The following is a 13,852-nucleotide window of genomic DNA, read 5'->3' as shown; positions in this document are numbered from 1 at the left end:
TCGTATGCTTAGCAAAGCAAATCCTCTATCGCATTGGCTTAACTCGTGCAATAGCCTCATCTGCTAAAATATATTGTCAGATTAATATTCCGTCAACTTTATGGCACTAAAAGATCATACTCCCATGATGCAGCAGTACTTGCGCATCAAAGCGCAACATACTGACAAGCTGCTCTTTTACCGCATGGGAGATTTTTATGAGCTATTTTTTGAAGATGCTGAGAAAGCAGTTAAGTTGCTCGATATCACACTGACACAGCGTGGCACATCCGCAGGTGAGCCCATCAAGATGGCCGGGGTACCTTATCATGCCGCTGATCAATACCTGGCCAAACTCGTCAAACTAGGTGAGTCGGTTGCTATTTGCGAGCAAGTCGGCGACCCAACTACAACCAAGGGACCCGTAGAACGTAAGGTAATACGTATCATCACACCCGGCACACTGACCGATGCCACTTTGCTCGAAGATAAGCGTGACTGTATCGTGCTCGCGTTAGCTTCCCACAAATTAACGTTGGGTTTGGCATGGCTCAATCTAGCTGCTGGCCAGCTGCGAATGCTGGAAACTTCTCCAAATAATCTAATGAGTGAGCTAGAGCGGTTGCAGCCTGCCGAAATTCTTTTACCTGAATCGTTGGATGCGTCGCTAACACTTGATGGATCAAAGCATACCAAACAACTGCCTGCTTGGCAATTCGACTACAACAGTGCTACTCGCAGCCTGACTAAGCTACTTGGCACCCATGATCTTGCTGGTTTTGGCTGCGATGATTTGCATGCTGCGCTGCAGGCTGCTGGAGCGCTGCTCGAATATGTCCGCCTCACCCAGGGAACAGATGTTACACATATCAAAACAATCCAGGTTGAACGTGAAGGAACCTACATCCGTATGGATGCTGCTACCCGCCGTAATTTAGAAATTTCTGAGACTTTACGCGGAGAAACTTCACCTACCTTGATGTCGTTACTGGATACATGCTCAACGACTATGGGTAGCAGACTGTTACGACATTGGCTGCATCATCCACTACGAGATTACCGGATTCTGCAGTATCGGCTTGGCAGCGTCTCTGCTCTGATGGAAACTTCTGGGATAACGGTGCCATATATTAGCATCAGGGCACATCTCAAGCGTATTGCCGATATCGAACGCATCGCTGCGCGCATTGCACTCAAATCAGCTCGGCCGCGCGATCTTTCCGGCCTGCGGGATAGCCTGATCGCTTTGCCTGAAATTGTAGCCATGACAACCAATATTGCCAGTGAGCACATCACCCTGTTAGCACATGCCATGATACCGGAGAATTCTCTGGTAGAGCTATTGCAGCAAGCATTACTTCCCGAGCCGAGTACGCTGCTACGCGAAGGAGGAGTCATCGCTGATGGCTACGATGCTGAACTGGATGAATTACGAGCCTTACAAAATAACTGTGGCGAATTTCTGCTGCAACTGGAAGCCCGCGAAAAAACACGCACAGGCATCCCTAATCTCAAAGTGGAATATAACCGGGTACATGGTTTTTATATCGAGATCACACATGTACATAGTAATAAAATTCCATCCGATTACCGTAGAAGACAAACTTTGAAAAATGCAGAACGGTATGTCACGCCTGAGCTACAGGCTTTTGAAAACAAAGCGCTGACAGCCAGAGATCAAGCACTTGCCAGAGAAAAATATTTATATGAGACCTTGCTGGTAAAACTTAGTGCCTATTCCAGCCATTTACAAAACATAGCGCAGAGTGTGGCAGAAATAGATGTACTGAGTACCTTCGCAGAGCGAGCTCAACTACTCAACTATACTACCCCGGTCTTCACGGAGGAAGCGGTCATAGAAATTCAAGCCGGTCGCCACCCTGTGGTAGAAAGTCAGGTCAATCATTATATTAGCAATGATGCGCATCTTGGAGCAGGTGAAACTGGCAGGCGACAAATGCTTATCATCACAGGCCCCAATATGGGAGGAAAATCCACTTATATGCGACAAACGGCCTTGATAGCGTTACTTGCTCACTGCGGCAGTTTTGTACCTGCAACACATGCACGTATTGGGCCGATTGATCAAATCTTTACTCGCATTGGCGCATCGGATGATCTGGCCGGTGGAAGATCCACCTTTATGGTTGAAATGACCGAAATGGCCAATATCCTCCGCAATGCTACCAGCCAGAGCCTGGTGCTGGTCGATGAAATTGGGCGGGGAACCTCTACCTTTGATGGTTTGGCACTGGCTTTTGCCATTGCCCGTTATCTACTGACTAAGAACCAGAGTTATACATTGTTTGCGACGCATTATTTCGAACTGACCAGATTAGGTGAAGAATTTGAACAAGCGGCCAATGTTCATCTGGGAGCTGTTGAACATAAACAACACATTGTCTTTCTGCATACGGTTAATGAAGGACCTGCCAGTCAGAGCTACGGTCTGCATGTGGCAGCGCTGGCAGGTGTACCTGCTCCAGTAATCAAGGCAGCTCAAAAAATCTTGACTAAACTAGAACAGGAAAATATCAGCAACAACCCACAACTTGATTTATTTTCAGAACCAACCGATACCACTATACAATTTTCTGAAACATTTCATCCCATTTTTAGCCATTTGAGTAAACTTCTACCAGATGAATTAAGTCCAAAGGAAGCACTGGAACATCTCTATACATTGAAATCGATGCTGAATAAAGATTGAGCGTTTTGACCTGAGAAGTCTTTATTCCATTTCTAAGTCAAACCTGATTTTGTCGGCTTCACCTTACCCTATTATTATACTGTCTGCGGCTCGCCTTCGTGTCATGTTTGATTTGGAAATGGCATTAGCAATCTGTTGAAAAACGTATTTATAGCAATAGATGATAGGAACAAACAGGCAAAAAAGTTTATACCTGATAAATCAGTAATTTTGAGCCTGTTCTTAACACCACAGCGACTACAAGATAGTTTTTCAACAGCCTTTAGGGTTTATTAGTGTTCATGATGACCATGCGGCCCATGCACATGACCATGTGAAAGCTCATCATGGGTAGCAGCGCGCACTTCCATTACGGTACATTCAAATTGCAAAGCCATGCCAGCGAGCGGATGATTGCCATCAACGACAACAATATCATCAGTGACATCGGTAACCGTATAAATCATCACATCATCGGAATTCTCTTCTCCGCCTTCGAACTGCATCCCTACCTCAACAGTATCTGGGAAAGCACTGCGCGGTTCTATGTGAATCAATTCACTGTCATATTCCCCAAAAGTTTCTTCCGGCTCCATTGCTAAGGAAAGTTGATATCCTGCTTCCTTTCCTTGTAGCGCCTCCTCTACACTCGGGAACATTCCTCCATAACCACCATGCAGATAACTGACTGGTGTTGTGGATTCTTCCATAACCTCACCGTCTAAATTAGACAATTTATAGTATTGCAGCGATACCACGGTATCCTTTTCTATACGCATCTTTTTTCACCTATATTGATTCTCTTTAATAATGGAGTACAAAAACACAAAAAGGTTTTTAGTACATCCTCACGATCGGTCAAGCTAAGTTGATCCACCTAAAACTGCAACGGTAATGGTGACCATTCCCAGTATAAGATTAATTCCGATTAACAAGCGAATTTGTCCTAGTACAATCCCTGCAGATGACCATTCTTCTCTGGTAATATGATAGTTAAGTTTCTTGAATGTCGAGAAAAACACATAAATAAAAATGAGCATCATCACTAGACCTAGCGCAAACATGAGGTGGATGTACAGACGTACGGCCATAAAGCCTCCCATTTGCATGATCATATAAAGGCCGCTTGCCAGGATGAGCCCTACTGATAAAAATACCCATGGAAAAAACCGGCTAAAAACACCATGCCACAGCTTTAATCGCAAAGGAGGTTCAAGCAACTGAGCAGCTGTTGGACGTAACACCATATAAGCAAAAAACATCCCACCCACCCAAATGACTACACCCAGTAAATGCAAAAATAATGGAATCTTCATGTGCGTTCTTTGCTAGAAAAGTAGAATCAGGAACTAGCAGGCTCCGTCAATAATGCACGTACAGGAGCAAAGCTACGGCGATGAATGTTGGATATGCCATAATGCTTTAATGCTTCCAAGTGAGCTTTTGTGGGATATCCCTTATGCTGATTTAGACCATAAACCGGAAAATGTATGTGTAATCGCTGCATTTCAGCATCACGTGCTGTCTTAGCCAGTATCGAGGCCGCTGAAATTTCAGCAACTAAACTATCACCTTTAATGATCGTCCTGGTGGGGCAATTGAATCGTGGCGATTGATTCCCATCAACCAAAACAATTGAGGGAACCAGTGGCAATTTTTCAACGGCTCGTTGCATGGCGAGTAAACTCGCTTGCAAAATATTTAGCCGATCGATTTCGGAAACTGAAGCAGATGCGACCGCCCATGCTCTCGCTCGATGCTTGATGACACCAGCAAGGTAAGTACGTTTTCTCTCGCTTAGTTTTTTAGAATCAGCCAACCCTTCAATAGTGCAATCTGAGCCCAAAATAACACACGCAGCATAGACTGGCCCAGCAAGTGGTCCTCTGCCAGCCTCATCCACACCACCGATCCAATCAGTCTCATGCATTGGCTTGTCAATAAGCTATCTATGAGTGCAGAACACCGAAGTAAAAAAGAAGTTTGCAAACAAGTGAAGCAGCTTCTATATGTTTCTAGCAGTACACATCAATTCTGCCTCAGTCACAAGCTGATCATCTACCTCTGCTCGCGCTGAATATTTCCAAACGCCTTTGATCTGTCTAGTAATTTCAACTTTCAACATAAGCTGGTCACCAGCCATGACTGGTTTTTTAAAACGTACTCCATCAATCCCTACAAAATAATAAACTTGTGCATCATTTTTTGCAGCATTCTCTGTTTTGAGCGTTAATAATGCAGCTGCCTGCGCCAAAGCTTCGACGATTAAAACACCTGGCATAACGGGATAATGCGGAAAATGTCCAATAAAATATGGTTCATTGATCGATACATTTTTTAGGGCAATAATCTTTTCGCCTGGCTCATAAGATACAACTCGATCAACCAAAATGAAAGGATAGCGATGAGGCAAATACTTTAAAATTTCATAAATGTCCATGGCATTCAATCTTATCTCCCTTTTTAGCCTGGATAGTGAATGAGCTATTTGTATAATAGTCCGCTTAATACTGCCCCAGAGTGCGTATAAGTGAAAAATAGGTTATTCCATTTCTAAATAAAAATGACGCGAAGGCGAGCCGCAGACAATATCAATCATACGGCAAGGTGAAGCCGACAAAGTCAGTTTTGATTTAGAGCTGGAATTATACCTATTTTCCGCTTGCCTGCTCCTGCTCGGCAAGCGCCTTAATAACATGATTCGTAATATCGATACGCTGGCTGCGATAGACTGAATCCTGTAACTGCAAGATCAAATCATAACCCTCATTTTCTGCTATTTTTTTAATAACTTTATTGACGCGTTCCAAGATCAAACTATATTCCTCATTTTGACGCATAGTTAAATCTTCCCGCATCTGTTGCTGGGCCCGTTGATATTGTCGGCTGATGTTCGCCAGCTCACGTTCCTTAGTTTGCCTTTCTTCTATTGTGGTACTTTTATCATGTTTCTCTAAATGTTCCTGCAATTCTTTGATTTGAGCGGCCATTTTTTTGATGCGCTCATCATACACCAGAAATTCTTTTTCTATTTTTTTTTGTGCTGCGATAGCTGGTGCAGATACCCGCAGGATTTTCTCGGTATTCACCACCCCGATCTTGATCTCTCCCGCCCAGATATTTGAGCTCCCGCCCATCAGAAAAATCAGCATGAACAAGCTGATCAACCACTGTAATCGTAACAGTTTACGCCTCAATTACTCCTCCTGCTGAACTAACTAGCCTGGAGTTAGAATGTTTGCCCCAGCTGGAATTGGAATCTTTGTATATCATCACCCTTTTGGTCATTTAATGGTTGTGCCACACTGAACCTCAGCGGACCCATTGGCGAAATCCAGGTAACAGCGAGCCCGGTAGAAAAGCGCAAATAGTTCAGATCCAGTTCTGACCAATCATTAAAAACATTCCCACCATCAATAAAAGCAGCCAAACGTACACTTTTTGAGTCTTTCATAAAAGGAGCGGGAAACAAAATTTCTGCGCTGCCAACAACACGCTTACTCGCTCCTACAACACTTCCTCTTCTGCCAGGTATTGGGTTGCCATTGGCATCCAATATTGGGTCGCGCGGGCCCAGTGAATTAATATTGTAACCACGCACCGAATTAAAGCCGCCTGCAAAGAAATTTTTAAAGAAAGGCAGCGGTTCACCTGAATAACCATCGCCAACACCTACTTGTCCATTCAGCATCAAGGTGAATATTCTGGTAATAGGAACAAACCATTTCTGTTCATAGCTCGCCTTGTAGTATTCCAGCTCAGCAAAAGGCAGGCTAATTTCTCCAAATACTCGATGCGTCGTCCCTGAGGTAGTCCAGATCGCACTATCACGGTTATCACGCGCCCAACTAAGGGTAATCGGAAGATTATTGGTCGAGCTTCCAAACTGTTCTACAAAATCTCTAAAGCGCTGGGGGCTATTGGCTTTAAGATCAATTTTCGTATGTTCCGCACCCAGCCCCAGAGAAACGATATCGTTTTCCGCGATCGGAATCCCGAAACGTAACGTCGCGCCAGATGTATCCGTATTAAAAACACCTACATTGGACAAGGAGTTGGTGTTCAGGTAACGTCGGAAGATATCAACACCAAGGCTGACACCGTTGATCGTCCAATAAGGATTGGTAAAAGATGCCGCAAATATCTTATTGACACTTCCGGTATTAACATTTACGCTGAGAAAATTTCCTGTGCCAAAAATGTTATTCTGGGAAACAGAGCCATTTAAAATGATCCCTTCCAAATCCGAGTAACCTGCCCCAAACATGATCGAACCGGTAGGTTTCTCAGTCACACTGACATTGATATCAACCTGATCAGGCGCATCAGGCACTGGGGGAGTTTCCACATCGACATTCGAGAAAAAATCTGTTCGGTCGACGCGTTGCTTCGAACGGTTGATTTGGCTGGTTGAATGCCACGCTCCCTCCATTTGACGAAATTCCCGGCGAATGACTTCGTCTCGGGTCCGATCATTACCGCTGATATTGATACGCCTAACATAAACCCGGCGTCCTGGATCGATATAAAAAGTAAACGCTGTTTTCCTGCTGTCCTTATCTAGCTCAGGTGAAGCGTTAACATTGGCGAAGGCATAACCCTCATCGCCCAATCGATCAGTAATCAGTTTGATGGATTCTGTTAATTTCTCCCGATTGAAAACACCTCCTGGCTTGAGTTTAATCAATTTGCGTAATTCTTGTTCTGGTACCAATAAATTTCCAGCAAGCTTGATATCTGAAACCGTATATTGCGGCCCTTCCGTGATATTAATAGTGATGTAAATATCCTTCAAATCAGGCGTAATGGATACCTGAGTAGAATCAATATTGAACTCTAGATAACCACGGTCGAGATAATACGATCGCAATGTTTCCAGATCGGCAGATAATTTTTGTTTCGAATATTGATCATCTTTTGTGAACCAGGTCAGTAATCCCGGTGTTCTCAGCACAAACAAACCTATCAAATCACTATCACTAAAAACTTCATTACCAACAATATTGATATGACGGATTCTGGTCGTTTTACCTTCTTCAATATCAAAATTAATTCCTACGCGATTACGCTCCAATGGGGTCGTTGTCGTCGTAATCTTAACAGCATATTTGCCGCGACTGATGTATTGGCGTTTCAACTCTTGCTCGGCTTTCTCCAACAAAGCGCGACTAAAGATACGCGACTCAGATAAACCCGCTTGTTTTAAGCCTTCTTTCAACTTGTCTTTTTCAAATTCCTTAGCGCCGTTAATATTAATTTGCGCAATAGCTGGGCGCTCCTGGATTTGTACAATCAATAATCCATCTTGTGCTTTTAATTTTATATCCTGGAAAAAGCCAGTTGCATAAAGTGTTTTTATTGCAGCAGCGGCTTTAGTATCGTCGAGAACATCCCCCACTTTTATGGGGAGATAACTAAAGACTGTTCCTGCATCAGTACGCTGTATCCCGTCAACACGAATATCTTTTACCACGAATGGTTCAATCGCTTCGCAAACAAGCGAATAGAACAAGCAAGAAAGTATGACGAGACACTTGAATTTCATGCTTAACCAGAAATAAGCCGATAAATATCATTGTAAATTGCAAAAACCATGAGGGTAAATAACATCACCATTCCAATCTGCTGGCCAATAGCCACAGTTTTTTCAGATAATGGCGCACCCTTAAAAATTTCAATCACATAATACATTAGATGCCCTCCATCCAATACAGGAATAGGCAATAGATTCAATACCCCCAGGCTTACACTGATCAAAGCAAGGAAGCCAAGATAAGCAATTATCCCCATTTTTGCTGATTGCCCAGCATAATCTGCGATCGTGATGGGACCGCTCATATTTTTCCATGAAACTTCTCCCATCACCATTTTTCCCAGCATTCGAAGAGTAAAAAAGGTCATCTCCCAAGTTTTATCCAACGCTTTCAACAATGCGGTGTCAGCAGGATAACTTACATTAACCAACAGCTTAGTGATTGCTTCCTGATCAATCCTTGGTGCAATTCCAATTTTCCCGATCTCTGCATTACCATCGACCGCTTTATCCGGTGTGATAGGAATATCTATTGTCTTACCATCACGCAAAACTTCCAAGGTAAGCGACTGCCCTGGCATGGCTCGGATTTCTTTAACCAATTCTTCCCAATATGAAATGCCTTTATTGTCTACTGCAAGAATTTCATCTCCGACGTGCAACCCTGCCCGATCCCCTGCTCCGCCAGTAATTACCTGACCAATAATTGGCGCCATATTCGGTGGATAATTTACCAAACCAATTTTTTCCAGGAAGTTTGCATTCACGTCATCAGTATCTACACTACTTAAATCTAATTTCCGCCAAAAAACTTCCCCCTGAGGATTAACTGTTTCCACCATCACTTCAGGATTACGGTCAATTACATGGGTTGATACGAGCCAACGCACATCCTGCCAAGTCACCACAGGCTCATTTTCAATCTTTACAATGGTTTCTCCTTCCTTAAAAGCTGAAAAGGCAGCGGGTGTCGATGGCTTTATGGGACCCAGTATAGGCTTCAACCCACTCACTCCAGATATAAAAAGAAGCCAATAGAGAAGAATTGCCAGCAGAAAATTAGCGATCGGCCCTGCAGCGACAATAGCAAAACGCTTTATGACAGGTTGGCGATTAAATGCACGCGGCAACTCTTGGGGCAAAACCTCTCCCTCATGCTCATCCAGCATCTTGACATATCCCCCTAAGGGAAGCGCTGCAATCACCCATTCGGTTTGATCTTTACCTAAGCGTTTTTTGAACAATGGCTGGCCAAAACCAATTGAGAAACGCAATACTTTAACACCACTCCAGCGTGCAACTAGATAGTGACCAAGCTCATGAAAAGTGATTAATACGCCAAGCGCAACAATAAAAGAGAGAATTGTAAAAAGTAATGACATATCAATTAAATATGATGACAATAATATGTTTCTTAATATACTTAGGAAGAAAGAACGTGCTACACCTCGTCAATTACTCATTGCTTCTATTTTTCACATAAAAGCCACGCTAAACTTAAGCTTGGCACGCCAACCATTCTCGTGCAACGTCTCGTGCTATAGAGTCAGCTGTCAGCACATCATTCAATGAGGCAATCTCTGTTCGACTGATCATCTGCAAAGCCTGCTCGATCATTACTGGTATCGCAGTAAATGGCATTTGACCAGCAAGAAAAGACTCGACAGCGACTTCATTGGCAGCGTTGAGTACTGCTGGCATATTGCCACCTGCAGACAATGCCTCATAGGCAAGTCTCAAGCAAGGAAAACGCGCAAAATCCGGTGCTTCAAAATTTAATTGTGCTATCTCGAATATATCCAATGACTTGACACCGCTTTCCATTCGCTCAGGATAACTGAGGGCATGCGCAATTGGCGTGCGCATATCAGGATTTCCCAGTTGCGCCAGAACTGAACCGTCAATATACTCGACCATGGAATGAATGACGCTTTCTGGATGAATGACGACCTGGATTTTATCTGACGCTGCATCGAATAACCAATGTGCTTCGATCACTTCCAGCCCTTTATTCATCATTGTGGCAGAATCTACTGATATTTTTCTTCCCATGATCCAATTAGGATGTGCGCAAGCTTGCTCAGGTGTGACATGGTCTAGATTTGACAAGGTTAACCGCCGAAAGGGTCCTCCTGATGCTGTTAGCAGGATACGGCGAACACCTGATGAAGCAAGGTCTCCACTAAAATGTCTTGGCAATGACTGGTAGATGGCATTATGTTCACTATCAATCGGCAACAGGATGGCGTGGTACTGCTTTACTATATCCATAAAAATACGACCTGCCATCACAAGCGTTTCTTTATTAGCTAATAAAACTTTCTTACCCGAGCGTGCAGCTGCTATTGTCGGGCGGATGCCAGCAGCACCAACAATTGCCGCCATGACAGCATCCACCTCAGCTAAAGAAGCCACTCTTTCCAGCGATTCAATGCCTGCCAATACCTGCGTATCAATACCTGCTGCTCTTAATTTTTTTTCCAGTTGTTCAGCGCTGACTGCATCTAGCATGACTGCATATTTAGGGTGGAAACGCTGACATTGTGTAAAAATTTTATTTACATTTTTATTAGCAGTAAGGGCAACCACGTGGAACCGGTCGGAATGACGCGCTACTACATCCAATGTATTTTCACCAATACTCCCCGTAGATCCAAGTATAGTCAGATGATGCATTACTGTCATAGTTCGAATGAATAAAAAATGAGAAATGCCAATACTGCAATGGGTAAAGTTGAAGTAAGTGCATCAATTCGATCGAGTATACCGCCGTGGCCAGGCAAAATGTTACCGCTGTCTTTAACACCGGCCTGTCGCTTCATTAGCGATTCAAATAAATCACCTATAATTCCTAATCCGGCTAGCAACAGGGACAATAAAACCAAATTGATTATTAATATATTATCCCCTTTTCCTATAAATTGACCCCATATCAACGCATAACAAACAACCACTATTAAAGCGCCAGCTACACCTTCCCAAGTTTTGCCAGGACTAATGTTAGGAGCGAGTTTATGTTTACCAAACGAGCGGCCGACAAAATAGGCAGCGATGTCTGATACCCAGACCACACCCATCGATCCAAGCAGTAACCACGGATCGATAGCACGCAATTGATATAAGGCCAGGCAAGTTGGGAGAAGAATGAGCCAACCCATTAACATTAATAAGCTTACGCTTTTAACCGCGTAAAATTTCCATAATAAAATCGGGGCAACGCCTCCCCAAAATATACATGACACTACATAAATCCACATCATGCTAGTATTGTTTGGATTAATTGTCACTGCTTCACTTATTATTAGCAGTAACTCTCCACCCAGCAAGGTTGTCAAAATTAAATAAAGTATAGTTTGATGGGTTGTAAACTTTGCCAGTCTGCACCATTCTCTAGACGCAACAATGGTCAGCCCTAGAAGCAACATCGCCCAAAATATTGCCGGCAAGTAAAATAAAGCTGGTATGAATAAAGCTATCAGAATAATAGCTGTAAGGATCCGTGTTTTCAGCATGAGCGGGTCACATCCCGCTGAAATAAAAAATAAAGAAATTAAAATTTTTTCTTGGCAGCAATTTTGGTCATTCCTTTTTCAACAGGCATATTTTGCAATTGCTCACTGATTCGACCGAACCTACGCTCTCGTTGCTGATAAGATTTTATCGCCAAATCAAGCGCCTGGGCATCGAAGTCTGGCCAAAGTGTATCTGTAAAATATAATTCTGCGTAGGCTAATTGCCACAGCAAGAAATTACTGATACGACATTCCCCACCAGTCCGAATAAATAAATCTGGGTCAGGTGCATAACTCATCGCAAAATACTTGGCAAGATCCGCTTCTTCAAAATTTTCCATTAAACCTGGTGAATGGATCATCAGTTTCTGGATAGCCTGCATGATATCCCAGCGTCCTCCATAATTTGCTGCAACCGTAAATATCAAGCGGTTATTATTAGCAGTTAATTCTTCGCCCTGACGAATGAACGTTACAGTTCTTGCATCAAATTTGGATAGATCACCTATCACCTTGAAGCAGATGCCATTTTCATTCAATTTGGTCACTTCATGCTCAAGTGTATTAACAAAAAGCTGTAACAAAAATGTGACCTCTTCCTCAGGCCTGCGCCAGTTTTCGCTACTAAAAGCAAAGAGCGTAAGAAACTCTACCCCCTGTTCAATGCACGCTTTAATGATACTCCTTACAGCTTCGACACCTTTTCTGTGCCCAGTAACTCTTGGCAAAAACCGCTTTTTTGCCCAACGCCCATTACCATCCATAACGATGGCGATATGCCTGGGAATGATACTTTTTCCTGAAATTTCGGCAGTTGAGCTAAGGCTCTGAGGCATAACTTACACAGCCATCAATTCGGCTTCTTTGGCTTGCAAAGATTTATCTACTTCAGCGATATAGCGATCAATGAGTTTCTGAATCTCCTCCTGACCTCGCCGATCATCGTCCTCAGAAATTTGTTTTTCTTTGAGTAATTCTTTCATGTGAGCGTTTGCATCTCGACGAATATTACGCATGGCTACTCGGGCGGCTTCAGCCTCATTCTTAACAATCTTAGTAAGTTCTCGACGCCGTTCTTCAGTCAGCGGCGGCATGGGTACACGTACCATTTCACCCACTGTCATAGGATTCACCCCTAATTCAGATTCACGAATGGCTTTTTCAATAGCATTGAGCATTTTTTTATCCCAAGGCACCACACCAATGGTACGCGCATCTGGTAAGCTAATATTAGCCACTTGATTAATAGGGGTTGGGGTTCCATAGTAGTCAACCATAACATGGTCTAATAGACCAGTATGTGGACGGCCGCTCCTGACTTTACTAAAATCAGTTTTAAGTGCTTCCAGAGTCTTCTGCATTTTCTGCTCAGCAGATTTTTTTACATCAGCGATCATAATTAATCGTCCTAATTTGAATCATCCATTACTTACCAGGGTTCCTTCATCTTCCCCCATGAGTATTCGCATAAGCGCGCCCGATTTAAAGATACTAAAAACATTAATGGGTAATTTCTGGTCGCGACAAAGTGTCAGAGCTGTAGCGTCCATGACTTGCAGATTTTCAATAATTGCCTCGTCAAAAGATAAATGATGATAGCGTGTTGCGTTGGAATTTATTTTGGGATCACTAGAATAAATCCCATCTACCTTAGTCGCTTTAAGTACAACATCAGCATTAATTTCCATGCCCCGCAACGCAGCAGCGGTATCGGTAGTAAAAAAAGGGTTACCGGTACCCGCGGCAAATATTACAACTTTCCCCTCTTCTAAATACCGTATTGCCTTATTGCGTATATAGGGTTCTACCACCTGATCAATTCGTAATGCAGATTGTACTCGTGATATTAAGCCTTTCCTGCGCATCGCATCCTGCAGGGCCAGAGCATTCATTATGGTAGCCAACATACCCATGTAATCCGCGGTTACCCGATCCATGCCGTCACCGGCAGATTTCATGCCACGAAAGATGTTTCCCCCTCCTACCACGATGGCCACTTCAACACCGAACTGGCATGCCTCTGCAATTTCAACCACGATATGCTCTACCACATTGCGATTAATCCCATACTTATCGTCGCCCATCAGGGCTTCCCCAGAAAGTTTCAGCAGAATACGTTTATAAGCAGATGGCATAAGC

Annotated in this window: 13 protein-coding genes; 1 reads left to right on the top strand and 12 read right to left on the bottom strand. The window is 43.4% G+C overall.

The features are described from left to right. The first annotated feature begins 100 nt into the window (after positions 1-100). A complete protein-coding gene (gene mutS, locus AAW31_RS08845; protein WP_046849969.1) occupies positions 101-2,689 on the top strand; it encodes a DNA mismatch repair protein MutS in 2,589 nt (862 codons plus the stop codon). 272 nt (positions 2,690-2,961) lie between these two features. Here the strand turns inward: mutS and AAW31_RS08840 are convergent, their stop codons facing one another. The 12 genes from AAW31_RS08840 to pyrH form a co-directional block, all read right to left on the bottom strand. Then, a complete protein-coding gene (locus AAW31_RS08840; RefSeq protein ID WP_046849968.1) occupies positions 2,962-3,447 on the bottom strand; it encodes an FKBP-type peptidyl-prolyl cis-trans isomerase in 486 nt (161 codons plus the stop codon). Positions 3,448-3,531: 84 nt separating this feature from the next. Further along, on the bottom strand, positions 3,532-3,984 hold the full coding sequence (locus AAW31_RS08835; protein ID WP_046849967.1) for a CopD family protein: 453 nt from the start codon (positions 3,982-3,984) through the stop codon (positions 3,532-3,534). Between the two features lie 26 nt (positions 3,985-4,010). Then, on the bottom strand, positions 4,011-4,598 hold the full coding sequence (gene rnhB / locus AAW31_RS08830; RefSeq protein WP_046849966.1) for a ribonuclease HII: 588 nt from the start codon (positions 4,596-4,598) through the stop codon (positions 4,011-4,013). Positions 4,599-4,673: 75 nt separating this feature from the next. Beyond that, positions 4,674-5,108: a 3-hydroxyacyl-ACP dehydratase FabZ gene (gene fabZ, locus AAW31_RS08825; RefSeq protein WP_046851636.1), complete on the bottom strand. Its 435-nt coding sequence runs from the start codon at positions 5,106-5,108 to the stop codon at positions 4,674-4,676. 211 nt (positions 5,109-5,319) lie between these two features. After that, positions 5,320-5,865: an OmpH family outer membrane protein gene (locus tag AAW31_RS08820; RefSeq protein WP_235264539.1), complete on the bottom strand. Its 546-nt coding sequence runs from the start codon at positions 5,863-5,865 to the stop codon at positions 5,320-5,322. 32 nt (positions 5,866-5,897) lie between these two features. Continuing rightward, positions 5,898-8,213, bottom strand: coding sequence for an outer membrane protein assembly factor BamA (bamA, locus tag AAW31_RS08815; RefSeq protein ID WP_046849965.1), 2,316 nt, complete (start codon positions 8,211-8,213; stop codon positions 5,898-5,900). Between the two features lie 2 nt (positions 8,214-8,215). Beyond that, positions 8,216-9,583, bottom strand: coding sequence for an RIP metalloprotease RseP (gene rseP / locus AAW31_RS08810; protein WP_046849964.1), 1,368 nt, complete (start codon positions 9,581-9,583; stop codon positions 8,216-8,218). A 115-nt stretch (positions 9,584-9,698) separates the two neighbouring features. Beyond that, a complete protein-coding gene (gene ispC / locus AAW31_RS08805) occupies positions 9,699-10,886 on the bottom strand; it encodes a 1-deoxy-D-xylulose-5-phosphate reductoisomerase (protein WP_046849963.1) in 1,188 nt (395 codons plus the stop codon). Next, a complete protein-coding gene (locus tag AAW31_RS08800) occupies positions 10,883-11,713 on the bottom strand; it encodes a phosphatidate cytidylyltransferase (protein ID WP_046849962.1) in 831 nt (276 codons plus the stop codon). The genes ispC and AAW31_RS08800 overlap by 4 nt, the downstream gene beginning before the upstream one ends. Before the next feature lie 38 nt (positions 11,714-11,751). Beyond that, positions 11,752-12,549 carry a polyprenyl diphosphate synthase gene (uppS, locus tag AAW31_RS08795; RefSeq protein WP_046849961.1) on the bottom strand — a complete coding sequence of 266 codons (798 nt, stop codon included), beginning with the start codon at positions 12,547-12,549 and terminating at the stop codon, positions 11,752-11,754. Positions 12,550-12,552: 3 nt separating this feature from the next. Next, the gene (gene frr, locus AAW31_RS08790) at positions 12,553-13,110 is read right to left on the bottom strand and encodes a ribosome recycling factor (RefSeq protein ID WP_046849960.1); all 558 of its coding nucleotides are present in this window, start codon (positions 13,108-13,110) and stop codon (positions 12,553-12,555) included. 21 nt (positions 13,111-13,131) lie between these two features. Continuing rightward, complete coding sequence (gene pyrH / locus AAW31_RS08785) at positions 13,132-13,848, bottom strand: UMP kinase (RefSeq protein WP_046849959.1); 717 nt, start codon at positions 13,846-13,848, stop codon at positions 13,132-13,134. Positions 13,849-13,852: the final 4 nt, after the last annotated feature.

This window comes from Nitrosomonas communis, from assembly GCF_001007935.1.
GTDB classification, from domain to species: Bacteria; Pseudomonadota; Gammaproteobacteria; order Burkholderiales; family Nitrosomonadaceae; genus Nitrosomonas; species Nitrosomonas communis.
Note: the sequence above shows the minus strand (reverse complement) of the source record. Positions and strands in the feature narration are given on the sequence as shown.